Annotated in this window: 16 protein-coding genes and 1 pseudogene; 1 reads left to right on the forward strand and 16 read right to left on the reverse strand. The window is 69.9% G+C overall.

Features of this window, described 5'->3' with window-relative positions:
- From IE321_RS25185 to IE321_RS25200, 4 genes and pseudogenes are all read right to left on the reverse strand, one after another.
- Positions 1-403, reverse strand: a pseudogene (locus IE321_RS25185) (hypothetical protein); the annotation flags it as partial.
- A 152-nt stretch (positions 404-555) separates the two neighbouring features.
- Positions 556-909, reverse strand: coding sequence for a DUF6113 family protein (locus IE321_RS25190; RefSeq protein WP_043228453.1), 354 nt, complete (start codon positions 907-909; stop codon positions 556-558).
- Entirely contained in the window at positions 906-1,832 is a 927-nt protein-coding gene (mshB, locus tag IE321_RS25195) for an N-acetyl-1-D-myo-inositol-2-amino-2-deoxy-alpha-D-glucopyranoside deacetylase (RefSeq protein WP_190224630.1), read from the reverse strand. Before mshB ends, IE321_RS25190 begins: the two co-directional genes overlap by 4 nt.
- A 41-nt stretch (positions 1,833-1,873) precedes the next feature.
- On the reverse strand, positions 1,874-2,074 hold the full coding sequence (locus tag IE321_RS25200) for a hypothetical protein (protein ID WP_043228449.1): 201 nt from the start codon (positions 2,072-2,074) through the stop codon (positions 1,874-1,876).
- 226 nt (positions 2,075-2,300) lie between these two features.
- Here IE321_RS25200 and IE321_RS25205 point away from each other — a divergent pair, with 226 nt between their 5' ends.
- Positions 2,301-4,487: a S9 family peptidase gene (locus IE321_RS25205; RefSeq protein WP_190224631.1), complete on the forward strand. Its 2,187-nt coding sequence runs from the start codon at positions 2,301-2,303 to the stop codon at positions 4,485-4,487.
- Here IE321_RS25205 and IE321_RS25210 read toward each other — a convergent pair.
- The 12 genes from IE321_RS25210 to typA form a co-directional block, all read right to left on the reverse strand.
- Positions 4,463-5,401 carry a hypothetical protein gene (locus IE321_RS25210; protein WP_190224632.1) on the reverse strand — a complete coding sequence of 313 codons (939 nt, stop codon included), beginning with the start codon at positions 5,399-5,401 and terminating at the stop codon, positions 4,463-4,465. The two genes, IE321_RS25205 and IE321_RS25210, sit on opposite strands and share 25 nt — an antisense overlap.
- A gap of 188 nt (positions 5,402-5,589) precedes the next feature.
- Positions 5,590-6,786: a dipeptide ABC transporter ATP-binding protein gene (locus tag IE321_RS25215; RefSeq protein WP_226651336.1), complete on the reverse strand. Its 1,197-nt coding sequence runs from the start codon at positions 6,784-6,786 to the stop codon at positions 5,590-5,592.
- Positions 6,779-7,762: an ABC transporter ATP-binding protein gene (locus IE321_RS25220; RefSeq protein WP_043228445.1), complete on the reverse strand. Its 984-nt coding sequence runs from the start codon at positions 7,760-7,762 to the stop codon at positions 6,779-6,781. Before IE321_RS25220 ends, IE321_RS25215 begins: the two co-directional genes overlap by 8 nt.
- Before the next feature lie 6 nt (positions 7,763-7,768).
- The gene (locus IE321_RS25225; RefSeq protein ID WP_190224633.1) at positions 7,769-8,755 is read right to left on the reverse strand and encodes an ABC transporter permease; all 987 of its coding nucleotides are present in this window, start codon (positions 8,753-8,755) and stop codon (positions 7,769-7,771) included.
- Positions 8,748-9,671: an ABC transporter permease gene (locus tag IE321_RS25230; RefSeq protein ID WP_190224634.1), complete on the reverse strand. Its 924-nt coding sequence runs from the start codon at positions 9,669-9,671 to the stop codon at positions 8,748-8,750. The genes IE321_RS25225 and IE321_RS25230 overlap by 8 nt, the downstream gene beginning before the upstream one ends.
- 111 nt (positions 9,672-9,782) lie before the next feature.
- The gene (locus tag IE321_RS25235; protein ID WP_190224635.1) at positions 9,783-11,411 is read right to left on the reverse strand and encodes a peptide ABC transporter substrate-binding protein; all 1,629 of its coding nucleotides are present in this window, start codon (positions 11,409-11,411) and stop codon (positions 9,783-9,785) included.
- Positions 11,412-11,587: 176 nt separating this feature from the next.
- Positions 11,588-12,676, reverse strand: coding sequence for an ABC transporter ATP-binding protein (locus tag IE321_RS25240; RefSeq protein ID WP_190224636.1), 1,089 nt, complete (start codon positions 12,674-12,676; stop codon positions 11,588-11,590).
- Positions 12,669-13,727, reverse strand: coding sequence for an ABC transporter ATP-binding protein (locus IE321_RS25245; protein ID WP_043228437.1), 1,059 nt, complete (start codon positions 13,725-13,727; stop codon positions 12,669-12,671). The genes IE321_RS25240 and IE321_RS25245 overlap by 8 nt, the downstream gene beginning before the upstream one ends.
- Before the next feature lie 14 nt (positions 13,728-13,741).
- Positions 13,742-14,689, reverse strand: coding sequence for an ABC transporter permease (locus tag IE321_RS25250; protein WP_190224637.1), 948 nt, complete (start codon positions 14,687-14,689; stop codon positions 13,742-13,744).
- The gene (locus tag IE321_RS25255; protein ID WP_043228435.1) at positions 14,682-15,614 is read right to left on the reverse strand and encodes an ABC transporter permease; all 933 of its coding nucleotides are present in this window, start codon (positions 15,612-15,614) and stop codon (positions 14,682-14,684) included. Before IE321_RS25255 ends, IE321_RS25250 begins: the two co-directional genes overlap by 8 nt.
- 173 nt (positions 15,615-15,787) lie before the next feature.
- Positions 15,788-17,428, reverse strand: a complete 1,641-nt coding sequence (locus IE321_RS25260; RefSeq protein WP_190224638.1) for a peptide ABC transporter substrate-binding protein — start codon at positions 17,426-17,428, stop codon at positions 15,788-15,790.
- 485 nt (positions 17,429-17,913) lie between these two features.
- Positions 17,914-19,815, reverse strand: coding sequence for a translational GTPase TypA (gene typA, locus IE321_RS25265; RefSeq protein WP_043228431.1), 1,902 nt, complete (start codon positions 19,813-19,815; stop codon positions 17,914-17,916).
- Positions 19,816-19,915 lie beyond the last annotated feature (100 nt).

Raw genomic sequence — 19,915 nt, forward strand, 5'->3', positions numbered from 1 at the left:
TCTCCTTGGCCTTGGGGGCCTCGGCGGCGGCCTGCGGCGGCTCGGGGCGGACCGGCGCGGGCTCCGGCTCCGGCTCCGGCACCGGGGCGGGGGCGGGCCGCTCCGGCTCGGCCGGGACGGCGACGGCGTCCGCGTCCGCGACGGGCGTGCGGACCACGACGGGCGGGATCGGCCGCGAACCCGGAATGTTGATGCGGATCCGGGTCGTCAGGGTGGTCTCGGTCTTCGGCTCCTCCGGCGGCGCGGGCGCGGCGGAGGGGTCCTCCGGCGCGTCCTGCGTCGGGTGGAGCGACGGATACTGGCGGGATCCGTAAGGCTGGGTTCCCGACGGGTAGGCGGCCCCGCCGCGCCCCTGGGCGCCGGAGGACGAACTGTCGGTCTCTCGACCAGTTTCACGACTCAAAGCAGGATCTCCCGGTTGGCTCCGCCGCCCGCTCTTGCTGATGCTCGTTCTGTCCCGGGCGGTTCGGCGGCGCGCACCACCATACTGTCCGGCGCCGCAGGTTATCCGCTCGGTGCGAAGTCCGGCTGCTCACGGGTGGTGCGGGCCACCTGCTACGGGGTGTTCTGCGGCAGCCTGCTGACGGTGGCGCAGATCACAGCGGCCCCCATGCCCCCGAAGAGGAAGAGCAGCTCACCGAGGCCGCCGCCGAACAGCCCGTCGCCCTCGGGGCGGCCGAGGCTGAGCAGGATGACGGCGAGGAGCCAGCCGCCGCCCGCGGCGGCGAGGCCGACCTGGTTGCCGGTGGCGCGCATGCCGCCGTAGAAGAGGGCGGCGGTGGCGAGGAGGGCGAGGAGCAGCCCGAGGGGGAACCAGGCGGCCTGGACGAGGGCGCCCGCGGTGCCGACGACGGCGCCGAGGACGAGGAGGCCGGCGTAGGCGGCGTAGCGGGCGGCGGGGGCGGTCATCGGCCGGTCCCCTCGGTGTCCGTCGCGAGGCCCGCGAAGAGGTCGGTCTCGCGCTCGCCGGCCGGGGCGCCGGAGGTGCCGCGGACGAGTTCGTAGTACTCGGTGGTGAAGAGGGGCTGGCCGAGGTCGTTGGAGAGGGCGAACCAGGGGCCGTCGACGGCGACCTGGGTGGCGTGGGCGGCCATGGCGGCGCTCTTGCGGGCCGCGTACGAGGTCTCCTCGGCGAGGTCCCCGCCGTCGATCTCGGCGGTGACGCGCTCCTCGTCGACGACGCCGGGCACGTCCTCGATGACGGCGTCCTTCGGGAAGGCGGAGCCCTCGGCGGCCAGGCGGGCGAAGCCGGCCTCGGCGACGGGGCGGGGCACCCGGTTCCAGTAGATCTTGTCGATCGTGTGGGCGGGGCCGAGGTCGGGGCGGTGGCCGGGGTCGGCGGCGAGGTCGGCGGCGCGCATGGCGACGCGGTGGGCCTGGATGTGGTCCGGGTGGCCGTAGCCGCCGTCCGGGTCGTAGGTGACGAGGACCTGCGGGCGGGTCTCGCGGATCACCTCGACGAGGCCGGCGGCGGCGGTGTCCACGTCGGTGTTCCAGAAGGCGTTCGCGCGCTCGTTCTGGGCGACGCCCATCATGCCGGAGTCGCGGAAGCGGCCCTCGCCGCCGAGGAAGCGGTGGTCCGTGACGCCGAGGGCGGCCATCGCGGCGGCGAGTTCGCCGACGCGGTGCGGGCCGAGGCGGTCCTCGCGGTCGGGGGCCAGGTGGGCGAGTCCGGGCGGGATGACCTCGCCCTCCTCGCCCAGGGTGCAGGTGACCAGGGTGACAAGGGCGCCTTCGGCCGCGTACCTGGCCATGGTGGCGCCGTTGTTGATCGACTCGTCGTCGGGGTGCGCGTGCACGAGGAGCAGACGACGGGCGGGGAGATCGGTCATGGCCCCACCCTACGAGGCGGGGCCGCCCTCGACCGCCCGGGTCAGAACTTGAGCCCGGCGATCATGCTCGCCACGTTGGTGGTGAGGGTGGTGATGGAGTCGGAGAGCGAGGAGCTCGCGAGGTAGAACCCCAGGAGCGCGCAGATCACCGCGTGACCGGCTTTGAGTCCGGATTTCCGGATCAGCAGGAAGACGACGATCGCCAGCAGCACCACCACCGAGATCGAGAGCGAGAGTGCCACGGCGGTTCACCTCCACCTTCGGTCGGATGGTTCGGTCACGAGGTCGAACGGTTGGTCGAGCTATGGGTCCGGCAGTGCGGTCCTCGGGCATGTGCCCGACGACCCCTCCCGGGTGCATACCCACGGAGGGGCACCCACCAAGCGCTACGGATCATAACTATCCGTGGCCTCGCATTGATCGGCGTACGGGCGCACGAAGGGGGCGTACAACGCTACTTTCGGCCGTATGACCAAGTCTCAGCAGCACGCTTCCGCCCCATCCGTGGGGCTTTCCTTCCCGCGCCTGCACGCCCGGACCCAGCGGTTCGGCCTGGGGGTGCCGCGCGGCTTCACGGTCTCCCCGGACGGGGAGCGGGTCGTCTTCGTCCGCTCCGGCTCGGGCACGGACCGGACGCACAAGCTGTGGGTGCTCGACCTGCCGGCGGACGGCGGGGAGGCGGCGGAGCGGGTCGTCGCGGAGCCGTCCGCGCTGCTCGCGGGGGCCGAGGAGGAGCTGTCCGCCGAGGAGCGGGCCCGGCGCGAGCGCAGCCGGGAGGGGTCGGCGGGGATCGTCGGCTACGCGGTGGACGCGGCGGCCGAGATCGCGGCGTTCGCCCTGTCCGGGCGGTTGTTCACGGCGGAACTGCGGTCCGGGACGGCGCGGGAGCTGCCGGTGCCGGGCCCGGTGCTCGACCCGCGCCCCTCGCCGGACGGGCGCCGGGTGGCGTACGTGTCGGGCGGCGCGCTCCGGGTGATCGGAACGGACGGCTCCGGAGACATGGAACTGGCGGTTCCGGAGGACGCGGGCACCACCTACGGATTGGCCGAATTCATCGCATCGGAGGAGATGGGACGGGACCGCGGATTCTGGTGGTCACCGGACTCGGACGGACTCCTGGTGGCCCGGGCGGACGACCGCGCGGTGCGCCGGTGGTACATCGCGGACCCGGCGCACCCGGACCGGGAGCCGCAGAAGGTGGGCTACCCGGCGGCGGGGACGCCCAACGCGGAGGTGCGGCTCTTCCGCTACGGCCTCGACGGGTCCCGCACGGAGGTGGTCTGGGACCGGGAGCGCTTCCCCTACCTCGCGCGCGTGCACTGGTCGTCGGCGGGCGCGCCGCTCCTGCTGGTGCAGGCACGCGACCAGCGGAGCCAGCGGGTGCTCGCGGTGGACCCGGCGGCCGGCACCACGGCGACCGTGCGGGAGGACACGGACCCGGCCTGGCTGGAGCTGCTGCCGGGGGTGCCGTGCTGGTCGCCGGACGGACGGCTGGTGCGGGTCGGCGACGAGAGCGGGGCGCGGGCGCTGTCCGTCGGCGAGGACCGGCTGACCGACGCGGCGCTGCACGTGCGGGCGGTGCTCGACGTGGGCCCGGACGACGTGCTGGTGTCGGCGTCGGCGGGCGCGGCGGCCGCGGCCCCGGAGACCGGCGAGACCCATGTGTACCGGGTGTCGGCGACGGGTGCGGAGCGGGTCTCGGAGGGCGTGGGCTGGCACGGGGCGGTGCGCTCCGGCGCGGTGACCGTGCTGGTGTCCTCGCGCCCGGACGCGCCGGGCGCGGTGGCGCGGGTGCTGCGCGACGGGAAGCCGGTGGCGGTGGTCGGCTCGTCCGGGGCCGAACCGCCGCTGCGGGCCCGGCCGGTCCTCACCGAGGCCGGTGAGCGGCGGATCCCCTGCGCGGTGCTGCTGCCGTCCTGGTACGAGGAGGGGCAGGGGCCGCTGCCGGTGCTGATGGATCCGTACGGCGGCCCGCACGGGCCCCGGGCGGTGGCCGCGCACAACGCGCACCTGACCTCGCAGTGGTTCGCCGAGCAGGGCTTCGCGGTCGTGGTGGCGGACGGGCGGGGCACCCCGTGGCGCTCGCCGGCCTGGGAGAAGGCGGTGCTGCGGGACTTCTCGGTGACGCTGGAGGACCAGGTGGCGGCGGTGCGGGCGCTGGCGGAGCGGTTCCCGCTGGACCTGGAGCGGGTGGCGGTGCGGGGCTGGTCGTTCGGCGGCTATCTGGCGGGGCTCGCGGTGCTGCGGCGGCCCGACGTCTTCCACGCGGCGGTGGTGGGCGCGCCGGTGACGGACTGGCGGCTCTACGACACCCACTACACCGAGCGGTACCTGGGCACCCCGGAGGCGGATCCGGAGGTGTACGCGGCGCAGTCGCTGCTCACCGACGACGGGCTCGCGGAGCCCGGGGAGCCGGCCCGGCCGATGATGATCGTGCACGGCCTGGCGGACGACAACGTGGTGGTGGCGCACGCGCTGCGGCTGTCGTCGGCGCTGCTGGCGGCGGGCCGGCCGCACGAGGTGCTGCCGCTGTCGGGGGTGACCCACATGACCCCGCAGGAGCAGGTGGCGGAGAACCTGCTGCTGCTCCAGGTCGACTTCCTCAAGCGGTCGCTGGGCGGCTTCCCGGGTCACCAGCCGGGCGGGCGCGGGTAGGGCGGCGGCCGGGTCGCCGCCCGGAGGCGCGGGACGGGCGCGGCCTCGGGGGCGCCGCGCCGGGCGAGCCGCGCGAGGCCGGCGGCCACGGCGAGCACGCCGTAGAGCGCGGTGGCGAGGCCGGGGAGGTCGAGTTCGGGGGCCATGACGTACCGCACGTCGTAGTGGAGGTGGAGGCGGGCCACCCGGGCCGCCTCGGCGAGGCCGACGGCGAGGAGGAAGCCGCCGGCGAGGAGGCCGAGGGGGCGGGTGTGGCGGGCGCCGACGAAGGCGGAGACGGCGGCGGTCAGGTAGAGGGCGACGAGGACGAGCGCGAGCCAGCCGGGCGGCACGCCGAGCGCGGCGCCGAGGACGGACCGGCCGCCGGTGAAGCGGTCGACGGCGAAGCGGGGGTCGAGCCGGACGGCCCGGCCGACCTCCCAGGCGACCAGGGCGAGGGCGGCGCAGGCGAGCAGGAGGCCGGGGGCGGCGGCCGGTCCGGGGCGCGTCGGGGCGGGCACCGGCTCGTCCGGGCCCGCCGGGGGCCGGCGGCCGGCCAGGGCGGTGACGAGGAGCCCGGTGCCGAGGGCGAGTTCGGCGAGGGCGGTGACGAGCGGACCGGTGCCGTGGGTCCAGAGGCCGGGGAGGCGTACGGCGAGGGTGACGGCGCCGGTGGCGGCGAGCGCGGCGGCGGCGTGCCGGGAGCGGAGGGCCGCGAGGGCGGTGCCGGCGGCGGCCACGCAGAGGACCGGGTCGAGCAGGGTGGTGGCGGCCCGGGCGCGGGAGAGCCGGAAACGGTCGCCCGCCCAGTACCAGAACAGGTCCTCGGGCGAGCCGAGCGCGGCGAGGTCGCGGAGGATCCAGACGAAGGGGACGAGGGCGAGCGCGCCGGCGAGCGCGGCGCCGGTGAGACGTGCCGGTCGTGTCACAGTCACGAGGCCGATACTCACGGTCAGGGACGGCCGGAACAAGCGGTTTCGCGCAACGGCCGGGGCCGAGGTGACGGAGTAGCGGCCGGCGGGGGCTCGGGGAGCCCCCGCCGGTCGACGGCACCCGCACGGCGCACGATCAGCAGGATCCGGTATCCGTATATCGGAGCCGCTTCCCGGGGGTTGCCGGTGCGTTACAGCGTCTTCGGGCCGCCCGGCTCCTCGGGAGGGGCGGCGTCCGGTCCCGGCTCGTCGGGAGGGGCGGCGTCCGGTCCCGGCTCCTCCGGGGGCCCCTCCGCCGCTTCCCGGGCCGCCTCCACCGGGGCCGGGCCGTCCGCCAGGGGGTCCGGGTGGGCGAGCGACTCCTCCGGCGGGACGACCTGCTTCTCCTCGGCGAAGTGACAGGCGGAGTCGTGCCTGGCCGGGGTGTCGGCGAGGCGGTAGACGGCCGGCACGGCGAGCAGCGGCACCTCCAGCTCGCACCGCTCGCGTGCCTTCCAGCAGCGGGTGCGGAAGCGGCAGCCGGAGGGCACGTTGGCCGGGGAGGGCACGTCGCCGGTGAGGATGATCCGCTCGCGGTGGGCGCGGGCCTCGGGGTCCGGGACGGGCACGGCGGAGAGCAGCGCCTGGGTGTAGGGGTGGGTGGGGTGGTCGTAGATCTGGACGTCGGTGCCGATCTCCACGATCCGGCCGAGGTACATGACGCCGACGCGGTCCGAGATGTGCCGCACGATCGACAGGTCGTGGGCGATGAAGACGTACGACAGGGAGAACTCGGACTGGAGGCGGTCGAGCAGGTTGACGACCTGCGCCTGGACGGAGACGTCGAGGGCGGAGACCGGCTCGTCGGCGACGATGACCTCCGGCTGGAGCGCGAGGCCGCGGGCGATGCCGATGCGCTGGCGCTGGCCGCCGGAGAACTGGTGCGGATAGCGGTTGATGTACTCGGGGTTGAGGCCGACGACGTCGAGGAGGTCCTGCACCTTGCGGCGCCGGTCCCCCTTCGGCGCGACCTCGGGGTGGATCTCGTACGGCTCCCCGATGATGTCGCCGACCGTCATCCGGGGGTTGAGCGAGGTGTACGGGTCCTGGAAGACCATCTGGATGTTGCGGCGGACGGCCTTGAGGGCGCGCGGGGACAGTTTGGTGAGGTCCTCGCCCTTGTACCTGATCGTGCCGGAGGTCGGCTTCTCCAGGTTGACCAGCATCTTCGCGACGGTCGACTTGCCGCAGCCGGACTCGCCGACGATGCCGAGGGTCTCGCCGGCGACCAGGTCGAAGTCGACGCCGTCGACGGCCTTGACCGCGCCGACCTGCTTCCTGAAGAGGATGCCCTGGGTCAGCGGGTAGTGCTTGTGCAGGTCCCGGACCTCGAGAATCGCCTCAGCCATGGAGGCACTCCTTCCAGAAGTGGCAGGCGCTGGAGCGCGGGGCGGGCGACTCGGTGACCTCGTACAGCGGGGGCACGTCGGTGCGGCAGACGTCCTGGGCCATCGGGCAGCGCGGGTTGAAGGCGCAGCCCGGCGGGATGGCGAGCAGGTTGGGCGGCAGTCCCTTGATCGCGTACAGCTCCTGGCCCTTCTGGTCCAGGCGCGGGATGGAGTCGAGCAGGCCGCGGGTGTAGGGGTGGGCGGGCGCCTTGTAGATCTCGTGGACGGGGGCCTTCTCCACGATCCGGCCGGCGTACATGACGGCGATGTTGTCGGCGACGTCGGCGACCACGCCGAGGTCGTGGGTGATGAGGATGAGGCCCATGTTGTACTCGCGCTGGAGCTCGGCGAGCAGGTCCATGACCTGGGCCTGGACGGTGACGTCCAGGGCGGTGGTGGGCTCGTCGGCGATGATCAGCTCGGGTTCCAGGGCGAGCGCCATGGCGATCATGATCCGCTGGCGCATGCCGCCGGAGAACTGGTGGGGGTACTGGCCGACGCGTTCCTTGGCGGCCGGGATGCGGACCCGGTCCATCAGCTCGACCGCCTGGGCGCGGGCGTCCTTCTTGCTCATCCCCTTGTGGACGACGAACATCTCGCCGAGCTGTTCGCCGACGCTGAGGACGGGGTTGAGCGAGGAGAGCGCGTCCTGGAAGATCATCGCCATCTTGGCGCCGCGGACCTTCCTGCGCTCCTCCTCCTTGAGCTTCAGCAGGTCCTGGCCCTGGAAGAGGATCTCTCCGCCGCTGATCTTCCCGGGGGGCATGTCGAGGATGCCCATGATGGCCTGGGCGGTGACGGACTTGCCGGAGCCGGACTCGCCGAGGACGGCGAGGGTCTCCCCCGAGTCGACCGAGTAGTTCACGCCGTTGACCGCCTTGGCCACCCCGTCCCGGGTGTGGAACTCCACGTGCAAGTCGCGCACTTCGAGCAGCATGGGTCCCTACCTCAGCTTCGGGTCGAGGGCGTCGCGGACGGCGTCGCCGAGCATGATGAAGGCGAGCACGGTGATCGCGAGCGCGCCGGAGGGCCAGAGCAGCATGTGCGGGGCGTTGCGGACGTACGGCGAGGCCGAGGAGATGTCGATGCCCCAGGAGACGGTGGGCGGCTTCAGGCCGACGCCGAGGAAGGAGAGCGTCGCCTCCAGGGCGATGTAGGTGCCCAGCGCGATGGTGGCGACGACGATGACCGGCGCGACGGCGTTGGGCGTGATGTGCCGGAGCAGCATCCGGGAGTTGGAGGCGCCGAGCGCGCGGGCGGCCTGCACGTAGTCGTTCTGTTTCGCGGTGATCACCGAGCCTCGGGCGATGCGCGAGATCTGCGGCCAGCCGAGCAGCACCATGAAGCCGATGACGGGCCAGACGGTGTTGTTGCTGACGACGGAGAGGAGGACGAGGCCGCCGAGGATGACGGGGATGGCGAAGAAGATGTCGGTGATGCGGGAGAGGAGGCCGTCCCAGGCGCCGCCGAAGAAGCCGGCGAGGCCGCCGAGGACGGAGCCGAGGAGCGTCACGCCGAGGGTGGCGAAGACGCCGACCTGGATGGAGGCCCTGGCGCCGTAGACGGTACGGGTGTAGACGTCGCAGCCCTGTCCGTTGAAGCCGAAGGGATGGCCCGGCTGGGAGCCCTCCTGCGCCTTGGAGAGGTCGCAGTCGAGGGGGTCGCCGGAGGCGATCAGGGACGGCCAGATGGCGATGATCACCAGGAAGACGATGATCAGCCCGGAGATGATGAAGATCGGGTTGCGGCGCAGGTCGTGCCAGGCGTCGGACCACAGGGACCGGGCCTTGCTCTCGGGGCCGGTGCCCTTCGGGCCGCCCGGTGTCTTCTCCAGGGTCTCGCCCTCCTCCATGGCAAGGTCGGTCGCTCCCCCGGCACCGGTCGCGGCGATGGCGCGGCCTTCTTCGACGGGCTCAAGCGGCTCAGGCATAGCGAATCCTCGGGTCAAGGACGGCGTACAGGAGGTCCACCAGGAGGTTGGCCAGCAGGAAGATCAGGACGAGGATCGTCACGAAGCCGACCACGGTCTGGGTGTTCTGCCGGACGATGCCCTGGTAGAGCTGGTAGCCCACGCCGTGGATGTTGAAGATCCGTTCGGTCACGATGGCGCCGCCCATGAGCGCGCCGATGTCGGCGCCGATGAAGGTCACCACCGGGATGAGGCTGTTGCGCAGCAGGTGGCGGCTGATCACCCGGCGGCGCGGGAGTCCCTTGGCGACGGCGGTGCGGACGTAGTCGGCGCGCTTGTTCTCGGCGATCGAGGTGCGGGTGAGCCGGGTGACGTACGCGAGGGAGACGGAGGCGAGGACGAGGCCGGGGACGATGAGCTCGTCGAAGTTGGCCTCGGGCGAGACGGCCGGGTTGATCCAGCCCCACTTCACGCCGAGCAGCAGCTGGGCGAGGAGGGCGGTGACGAAGGTGGGGACGGAGAGGACGACCAGGGTCAGCAGCAGGACGGTGGTGTCGACGGGGCGGCCGCGCTTGAGGCCGGTGAGGACGCCGAGGCTGATGCCGATGACGATCTCGAAGAGGATGGCGACGATGGTGAGCCGGATGGTGACCGGGAAGGCGTTGGCCATCAGTTCGGTGACGGGCTGGCCGTTGAAGGCGGTGCCGAAGTCGCCGGTGAAGACGTTGCCCATGTAGGTCAGGTATTGCTGCCAGACCGGTTTGTCGAGGCCGAACTCCTTCCTCAGCTGGGCGGCGGTCGCCGGGTCGCAGGCGCGGTCGCCGCACAGTCCGGCGATGGGATCGCCCATCACGTTCACCATCAGGAAGATCAACAGCGTGGCGCCGAAGAAGACCGGGATCATCTGCAGCAGCCGCCGGATCACGTATCGACCCATGGGAGGCTCCGGGGGTTGGCTCCGGGAAAGAGCGGGGGAAGGCATACGGCCCGGCGCGGGGGAGGTCCGCGGGCCGGGCCGTACGACGCCGATCTGCTACGGCCTGCTAGGTCACTTGACCGTGATCTGGTTGTAGACCGGGACGCTGAAGGGGTTCAGGGTGACGTTGCCGACCCGCTCGGAGTAGCCGGCGCTGCCGTTCTGGTACCAGAGCGGGATGGCGCCCATGTCGTCGCGGAGGACCTCCTCCGCCTGCTGGAAGAGTCCGACGGCCTTCGGGATGTCGGACTCGGCGTTGGCCTGGTCCACCAGCTTGTCGAACTCCTCGCTGCTGTACTTGCCGTCGTTGGACGAGGCGTTGGTGTAGTACAGCGGCTGGAGGAAGTTCTGGATCAGCGGGTAGTCCATCTGCCAGCCGGCCCGGAACGGTCCGTCGAACTTCTGGGTGGTGACCTGGTTGCGGAAGTCGGCGAAGGTGCCGATGGGGTTGCCGACGCAGGCCGTGTTGTTGCCGAGGGCCCGGTTGATGGAGTTGCAGACGGCGTCCACCCACTCCTTGTGGGAGCCGGTGTCGGCGTTGTACGAGATCTTCATCGTGCCGCCGGGGATGCCGCCGCCCTCGGCGACGAGCTTCTTCGCCTCCGCGGCGTCGTACTTGCAGAAGTCGCCGCAGATGTCCTTGAAGCCGCCCTCCTCGCCGAGGACCGGGGAGGTCCAGTCGACGGCCGGGGTGCGGGTCTTCTGGAAGATCGTCTGGGTGATCTGGTCGCGGTCGATCGCCATCGACAGGCCCTGGCGGAGCTTCTCCTGGCCGGGCTTGTTCCACGCGGGGTCGTAGAAGGGGAAGGAGAGGGTCTGGATGATGCCGGCCGGGGTGTTGATGTAGCGGTCGCCGAGGTCGGCGGAGACGTTCTTGAGCTGGGCGGCCGGGACGTCGTCGACGAGGTCGAGGTTGCCGGCGATCAGGTCGGTGTACGCGGTGTTGTTGTCCGTGTAGACCTTGAGGGTGATGCCGCCGTTCTGGGCCTTGTCGTCGCCGGGGTAGTCGTCCCAGCGCTTGAGCTCCATCTGGGAGCCCTTGGAGTACGAGTCGATGACGTACGGACCGTTGCCGACGGGCTTCGCCAGCCAGCCGGCGTGGTCGTCGAAGAACGCCTTCGGCAGCGGGGCGTAGGCCGCGTAGCCGAGGGTGTCGGGGAAGGTCGAGAACTTCTGGGTGAGCTTCACCGTGAAGGTCTGCGGACCGGTGACCTTGAGGCCGGACAGGGTGTCGGCGGTGGCCTCGCCCTTCTCGGGGTGGACCTTGTCGTAGCCCTCGATGTAGCCGAAGAAATAGGCGTTCTTCTGGTTGTTCTTCAGGGCGGCGCCGTAGTTCCAGGCGTCGACGAAGGACTGGGCGGTCACCTTCTCGCCGTTGGAGAAGGTCCAGCCGTCCTTGACGGTGACGGTGAAGTTGATCGAGTCGGTGGTCTCGATCTTCTCGGCGAGCATGTCCTTGGCCTCGCCGGTCTTCGGGTCGTACTCCTTGAGACCGCGGAAGATCATCGACAGGACCTTGCCGCCCTGCACCTCGTTGGTGTTCGCCGGTTCCAGCGGGTTCTGCGGATCGCCCCAGGAAGAGCTCACGATGCCGTCGGCCCCCCCGCCGCCGCCGCTGTCGTCACCGCCGCCGCAGGCGGTCGCCGCGAGGGCGACGGCGGTGGCCAGTGCGGCCCACTTGGCGTGCGTGGCTCCGCGCATGGAGTGCCTCCCGATTGTCCTAAGCGTGACTTAGGGCCCAATATCACCCGATATTGACGGGGGTGCACTTTTACGGCGTCCAAGGGAGTACGGGAGGGGTCCCGGCGGCACGGAAAGGGCCCCTCGCACCCGGCGGGGGTGCGAGGGGCCCTGGTCCGTCAAGCCGTCACGGTCGGTCAGCTCGCGTGGACGACGTCCCGCTCCTCGGCGAAGTGGCACGCCGACTCGTGGGCCGCCAGGGTGTCCTGGCCGCGGAAGCGCTCCGGGATCGCCAGGACCGGCATCTCCGTGGAGCACTTCTCCTGGGCCTTCCAGCACCGGGTCCGGAAGCGGCAGCCCGACGGCGGGTTCGCCGGCGAGGGCACGTCGCCCGTGAGGATGATCCGGTCGCGGTTGGCCCGCGCCTGCGGGTCCGGCACCGGCACCGCGGAGAGCAGCGCCTGGGTGTACGGGTGCGTGGGGTGGTCGTAGATCTCCGAGTCCGTACCGATCTCGGCGAGCTTGCCGAGGTACATGACGCCCACGCGGTCCGAGATGTGCCGGACGATCGACAGGTCGTGCGCGATGAAGATGTAGGACAGGTTGAACTCGTCCTGGAGCTTCTCCATCAGGTTGATCACCTGCGCCTGGACGGAGACGTCCAGGGCCGAGACCGGCTCGTCGCAGATGATGATCTCCGGGTTGAGCGCGAGGCCGCGGGCGATGCCGATGCGCTGGCGCTGGCCGCCGGAGAACTGGTGCGGGTACCGGTTGATGTACTCCGGGTTCAGACCGACGACGTCGAGGAGCTCCTGCACCTTGCGGCGCCGCTCGCCCTTCGGGGCCACCTCGGGGTGGATGTCGAAGGTCTCGCCGATGATGTCGCCGACCGTCATGCGCGGGTTCAGCGAGGTGTACGGGTCCTGGAACACCATCTGGATGTTCCGGCGGACGGCCTTCAGCGCGCGGCCGGACAGCTTGGTGATGTCCTGGCCCTTGTAGAAGACCTCGCCCGCGGTGGCCCGCTCCAGGTTCATCAGGAGCTTGGCGACCGTGGACTTGCCACAGCCGGACTCGCCCACGATGCCGAGGGTCTCGCCCTGGTAGAGGTCGAAGGAGACCCCGTCCACGGCCTTGACCGCGCCGACCTGCTTCTTGAAGAGGATGCCCTGCGTCAGCGGGAAGTGCTTCTGCAGGTTGCGCACCTGGAGGATCGGCTCGCCGCGCTGGACGGGGACGTCGAGAGCGGCGGCCACGGCCTCGTCGTTCTTGCTGAGGTCAGCCATGGATCGTCTCCTTCCAGAAGTGGCAGGCGCTCTTGCGGCCCGGCAGATCCGCGCCGTCCTGCTCGGTGACCGGCACCAGGGCCGGGATCTCCGTACGGCAGAGGTCGGTGGCCTTGGGGCAGCGCGGGTTGAAGGCGCAGCCCGACGGAACCTTGAGCAGGTTCGGCGGGAGACCCTTGATCGCGTACAGCTCCTGGCCCTTCTGGTCCAGGCGCGGGATCGAGTCGAGCAGACCCCGGGTGTACGGGTGGGCCGGGCGGGCGTACAGCTCGTGCACGGGCGCCTGCTCGACGATCCGGCCGGCGTACATGACGGCGATCTTGTCCGCGACGTCGGCGACGACGCCGAGGTCGTGGGTGATCAGGATCAGGCCCATGTTGTACTCGCGCTGGAGCTCCGCGAGGAGGTCCATGACCTGGGCCTGGACCGTCACGTCGAGGGCCGTGGTCGGCTCGTCGGCGATGATCAGGTCGGGCTCCAGGGCGAGCGCCATGGCGATCATGATGCGCTGGCGCATGCCGCCGGAGAACTGGTGGGGGTAGTCGGAGACCCGCGCCTTGGCGGCGGGGATCTTGACCTTGTCCATCAGCTCGATGGCCTTGCGCTGGGCGTCCTTCTTGGACATGCCCTGGTGGACGCGGAACATCTCGCCGAGCTGGTAGCCGACGGTCAGGACCGGGTTCAGCGAGGAGAGCGCGTCCTGGAAGATCATCGCGATCTTGCGGCCGCGGATCTTCCGGCGGTCCTCGTCCGCCATCTTGAGCATGTCCTCGCCGCGGAACAGGATCTCGCCCTGCGGGATCTTGCCGGGCGGCATGTCGAGGATGCCCATGATGGCCTGGGCGGTGACGGACTTGCCGGAGCCGGACTCGCCGAGGACGGCGAGGGTCTCGCCGGCGTCGACCGAGTAGTTGACGCCGTTGACCGCCTTGGCCACACCGTCACGGGTGTGGAACTCGACGTGCAGGTCCTTGACTTCGAGGAGCGGTCCGTTGTGCTCGCCGCTCGCGCGCGGCGCCGGGACGCTCGCGGTCTTGTCGATAGTGCTCACGATGTACGCCCTCCTCAGCGCAGCTTGGGGTCGAGGGCGTTGCGAACGGCTTCGCCGAGCATGATGAACGCCAGGACGGTGAGGCTCAGCATGATCGACGGGTACAGCAGGATGTGCTGCGACGTACGGATCGCCTGAACACCGGCGGAGATGTCGAGGCCCCACGAGACGGTCGGGGCGGCGAAGCCCAGACCGAGGTAGGACAGGGTCGCCTCGGCGGAGATGTAACCGCCGAGCGCGATGGTGGCGACGACGATCACGGGAGCCATGGCGTTCGGCAGGATGTGCCGGAACAGGATCCGCGTGGTGCCGGCGCCGAGCGCCTTGGCCGCGTGCACGTAGTCGGCCTGCTTGACCGTGATCACGGCGCCGCGCATGACGCGGGCCATCTGCGTCCAGCCGAGGAAGGCGAGGGCGAAGACGACGACCATGACGGTGCGCTCGGTGAAGGCCTGGAGGACGACCATGGCGCCGAGCAGGAACGGGATGCCGAAGAAGATGTCGGTGATCCGGGAGAGCAGCGCGTCGACCCAGCCGCCGAAGTAGCCGGCGATCATGCCCACGATGCCGCCGAGGACGGTGACGATCGCGGTGACGCAGATGCCGACGATGATCGAGGCACGGGTGCCGTAGATCAGGCGGGCGTAGACGGAACGGCCCTGGATGTCGTAGCCGAGCCAGCCCTCCGAGCCGATCTTGCTCAGCTCCGGCTTGCCTATGTAGTGCTTCACCAGGTCGCCCGCGGTGGGCGAGGCGCTGGTGAACATCCCCGGGAACGCCGCGATGAGCAGCAGGAAGAAGATGAGCACCGACGACACGATGAAGTACGGGTTGCGGCGCAGGTCGCGCCAGGCGTCGCCCCACAGCGAGCGGGGCTTCTCCGGCTTGGCCTGAGGCGCGGGAGCGTCCACCGAGGGGGTGGCGACGACGGCCGCGTCAGCGGTCTTGGTCACGTCAGGCATACCGGATCCTCGGGTCCAGGACCGCGTACAGCAGGTCGATGAGCAGGCTGGTGACGAGGTAGACGACCACCAGGACGGTGACGAGACCGACCAGGGTGGAGCCCTCGCGGCGGGTGATCGACTCGTAGATCAGGCCACCGACGCCCTTGACGTTGAAGAGGCCCTCGGTCACGACCGCGCCGCCCATGAGGGCGCCGATGTCGGTGCCGAGGAAGGTGATCACCGGGATCATCGAGTTGCGCATGAGGTGGACGCCGATGATCCGGCGCTTCGGCAGACCCTTGGCGACGGCCGTGCGCATGTAGTCGGCGCGCAGGTTCTCGGCCATCGAGGTACGGGTGAGCCGCGCCACATAGGCAAGCGACAGACCACCGAGGACGATGGCCGGGGCGATCATCTCCGAGAGGAGCTGGTCGTTGCTCACGTTCGGCTGGATCCAGCCGAGCTGGAAGGCGAACACCATCTTGATGATGAAGCCGAGCACGAAGACCGGGATCGAGATGATCAGCAGGGTGAAGATCAGGATCGCGTTGTCGGCGAGGCGTCCGGCACGGAGGCCGGCGATGATGCCGAGGCCGATGCCGAAGACGAGCTCGAACGCGAAGGCCAGGGCCGCCAGCTGGATGGTGACGGGGAACGCGTCGCCCAGGACCTCGGTCACGGGACGGTCGTTCCGGAACTGCGTACCGAAATCGAAGTGCAGCACGATTCCGGTGATGTAGTCCCAGTACTGCTTCAGGATGTGCTGATCGAGTCCGTACTTGTGTCTGAGTTCCGCGAGGGTCGAGGGGGAAGCCCCCTTGTCCCCGAACAGTCCGGCCACGGGATCGCCGGGCAGGCTGTAGACCATGAGGAAGATCAGCAGGGTTGTCCCGAAGAAGACCGGGATCATCTGGAGCAGTCGTCGTGCGACATAGCGCCCCATCATGCCTCCGTTGAGATGTGACGGCCGCAGCCGACGGGCCCTCCCACGACATGGCTGCCCGGATTCGGACAGCGTGATGCCGCGGAAGGGCCCCCCAGCCGCTGCGTAAGGCACCGTGCACGGGACTGACGATCCGTCAGTCCCGTGACGGCATGCGGACTACGCTCGGGTGATTACTTCTGCTTGACCTCGACGCCGGTCAGGATCGGGTCGCCGTCCTGGCCGTACGCCACACCGGAGACGTTCTCCGAGTAGCCCGCGTTGACCTTGTAGTACCAGAGCGGGATGGACGGCATGTAGTTCACCAGGTCCTTCTCCACGGCCTGGTACGCCTTGACGGACTCCTCGAGCGTCTTCGCGCTGTCGGCGGCCGCGATCTTCGCGTCCAGCTCCTTGTTGGAGAAGTCACCCTGGTTGCCGCCCGCACCGGTGCGGAACAGGTCCGAGATGAAGTTGGCGTTCACCGGGTAGTCGAGCACCCAGCCGGAGCGGTACAGGGACTTGACCTGCTTCTCCTTGCGGGCCGTCAGGTCCGCCTGGAAGTCCGGCTTGCCGTCGCCGACGCACTCGACGGACGTGGCCTGGGTGATGGAGTTGCAGACAGCCTCCACCCACTCCTTGTGGCCGCCGTCGGCGTTGTACTGGATCGAGATCTTGTTGTTCGGGACGCCGCCGCCGGCCTTGATGAGCTCCTTGGCCTTGGCGGGGTCGAACTTGGTGACCTCGACGGCGTTCGGCTGGTAGCCGAGGACGCCCTTGGCGACCCAGCCGGTGGCGGGCTCGCGGGTGCCGTTGAGCACCGTCTTGGTGATGGTGGCGCGGTCGATCGCCATCGACAGACCCTGGACGACGCGCGGGTCGACGGTCTTCGGCTTCTTCCACTGGTCGGCGTAGAAGGCGACGGCGATGGTCTGGATCGCGGAGTACGCCTGGTCCACGGCGCGGTCGCCGAGGTCCTGACGGTAGACCGGGAGGTCCTTCGGGGCGATCTGACGCAGGACGTCGACGTTGCCCGACTTCAGGTCCTCGTACGCGGCCTCGAGGGTGGTGTAGTTCTTGAAGATCACACCACCGTTCTTCGCCTTGTTCGGGCCCTTGTAGTCGTCGTAACGGACGACCTCGATCTGCTTCTTGTGGTCCCAGCTCTTGAACTTGTAGGGACCGTTGCCGACCGGCTTCTGGCCACCGGCGGCGGGGTCCTTGTAGAAGGACTCCGGCAGCGGCGCGAAGACGATGTAGGCGAGCTTGTGCGCGAAGTACGGAACGGCCTTCGAGAGCTCGATGGTGAGGGTGCTCTCGTCGACGACCTTCAGGCCCTCGAGGGTCTTGGCGGTGGGCTTGGCGCCCTCCTCCTCGGGGTGGACCTTCTCGAAGCCCTTGATGTCCGCGAACCAGGACGCGAGGCCCTGGGCGTTCTCGATGTTGGCGTTCCAGTTCCACGCGTCCACGTAGGACTTGGCGGTCACCGGGGTGCCGTCGTGGAACGTCCAGCCCTTCTTGAGCTTGACGGTCCACAGCTTCGAGTCGGTGCTGGTGACCGACTCGGCGTTGATCATCTCGAGCGAGCCGTCGGCCTTGTAGTCGACCAGGGTCGAGAACAGGCCGGCCATGACGGCGGAGCCGTTCGACTCCATCGTGTCGCCGGTGAGCAGCGGCTTCTCCGGCTCACCCAGCTCGACGGAGAAGATGCCGTTCGGGTCGACCTTGCCGCCGGCGCTGTCGCCCTTGCCGTCGTTGCCGCCGCCACAGGCGGTCGCAGCCAGGGCGACGATGATCGCGCCCGCTACCCACTTGGCGCTCTTGGCACCGCGCATGGGTTTCCTCCTCATGAGTCCACTTGTCATCAAGAAGGGCACTTCGAGACCTGCCGACACCCCTGACGGCGCTGATCCCCCGGTACCCCGAGTGTGCTCGTGAGTCGGCACTCCCCACAGTGCGTGACCCATTGACCCGAGCTCAATGGAGCCAACTATTAAGTACGTCCGGGCTGTAAACCACACTTAAGTGGTCTCGTTTTGACAACATCACCTAGGGCCCAGATACCGAAATCCGGACAAAGTGAGCACAGACAGACACCCGCGAAACGGACCGTTAACACACGTACCGGAGAGCGATGACCGGAATCCGGACGCACCGGCGTGTCAATGCGTTTGACGAAAATGGCCTGGCCACTCGCACATGATGCGGGTGGCCAGGCCCTTCGTGTGAGATGCGGCTCAGCCTTTTCGGGCCGGAACGGCGTCGCCCGCCGCACCGGGACGGTGCGGCGGGCGACGGAGCGTCAGACGGACGCGGCGCGTCAGGCGTTCTTGGCGCGCGAGGCGGAGCGGCTGCGCTCCTTCTGGTCCAGGACGACCTTGCGGATGCGGACGGCCTCCGGGGTCACCTCGACGCACTCGTCGTCGCGGCAGAACTCCAGGGACTGCTCCAGGGAGAGCTTGCGCGGCGGGACGATCGCCTCGAACGAGTCGGCCGACGAGGACCGCATGTTCGTCAGCTTCTTCTCCTTGGTGATGTTCACGTCCATGTCGTCGGAGCGCGAGTTCTCGCCGACGATCATGCCCTCGTACACCTCGGTGCCGGGGTCGGTGAACAGGACGCCGCGCTCCTGGAGGTTGGTCATCGCGAAGGCGGTGACCGCGCCGGCGCGGTCGGCGACCAGGGAGCCGTTGTTACGGGTCTGGAGCTGGCCGAACCACGGCTCGTGGCCCTCGTGGATCGAGTGGGCGATGCCGGTGCCGCGGGTGTTGGTGAGGAACTCCGTGCGGAAGCCGATCAGGCCGCGGGACGGGACGACGAACTCCATGCGGACCCAGCCGGAGCCGTGGTTCGACATGTTGTCCATGCGGCCCTTGCGGACGCCCATGAGCTGGGTGACGGCGCCCATGTGCTCCTCGGGCACGTCGACCGTGAGGCGCTCGACGGGCTCGTGGACCTTGCCGTCGACCTCCTTGGTGACGACCTGGGGCTTGCCGATGGTGAGCTCGAAGCCCTCGCGGCGCATCTGCTCGACCAGGATGGCGAGCGCGAGCTCACCGCGGCCCTGGACCTCCCAGGCGTCGGGACGCTCGGTCTCCAGGACGCGGAGCGAGACGTTGCCGATGAGCTCGCGGTCGAGGCGGTCCTTGACCTGACGGGCGGTGACCTTGCGGTCCTTGACCGCGGACTTGGCCTCCGCGCCCTTGCCGGTGCCGCCGCGGCCGACGAGCGGCGAGGTGTTGGTGCCGATGGTCATGGAGATGGCCGGCTGGTCGACCGTGATCAGCGGCAGCGCGATCGGGTTCTCCGGGTCGGCCAGGGTCTCGCCGATCATGATGTCGGGGATGCCGGCGACGGCGCAGATGTCACCGGGGCCGGCGACCTCGGCGGGCTTGCGGGTGAGCGCCTCGGTCATCATCAGCTCGGTGATGCGGACGTTGGAGACGGAGCCGTCCCGCTTGATCCACGCGACCGTCTGGCCCTTGCGCAGCTCGCCCTGCTCGACGCGGAGCAGCGCGATGCGGCCGAGGAAGTTGTCGGCGTCCAGGTTGGTGACGTGGGCCTGGAGCGGGGCCTCCTCGTCGTACGCCGGGGCCGGGACGTGCTCCAGGATCGTGGAGAAGAAGGGCTCCAGGTTCTCGGAGTCCTGCGGGACCGTGCCGTCCTCCGGCTTGGTCAGCGAGGCGATGCCGTCGCGGCCGCAGGCGTAGACGATCGGGAACTCGATCTGGTCCTCGTCGGCGTCCAGGTCGAGGAAGAGGTCGTAGGTCTCGTTGACGACCTCGTCGATCCGGGAGTCCGGGCGGTCCGTCTTGTTGATGCAGAGGATGACGGGCTTGCGCTGCTGGAGGGCCTTGCGCAGCACGAACCGGGTCTGCGGGAGCGGACCCTCGGAGGCGTCCACCAGGAGGACGACCGCGTCGACCATCGACAGACCGCGCTCGACCTCGCCACCGAAGTCGGCGTGGCCGGGGGTGTCGATGATGTTGATCGTGATCGGGGCCCCGCCGTCCTTGGGGTGGTACTTCACCGCCGTGTTCTTGGCGAGGATCGTGATGCCCTTCTCACGTTCCAGGTCGTTCGAGTCCATCATGCGGTCGTCGAGCTGCTGGTGGGCGGCGAAGGCACCGGCCTGCTTGAGCATGGCGTCGACGATGGTCGTCTTGCCGTGGTCGACGTGGGCGACGATGGCGACGTTACGGATGTCGTGGCGCGTGGGCATGGGTGGCTTGCGCTTCTCTCGGATCGTGGGAATCGGCGTCAGTTCCTCTTACGCCCGCCGGGCGGACGCGCCACGGCTATGTCCTATGGTACGGGGCTGC

It is taken from the genome of Streptomyces hydrogenans (genome assembly GCF_014656075.1).
Taxonomy (GTDB): Bacteria; Actinomycetota; Actinomycetes; order Streptomycetales; family Streptomycetaceae; genus Streptomyces; species Streptomyces hydrogenans.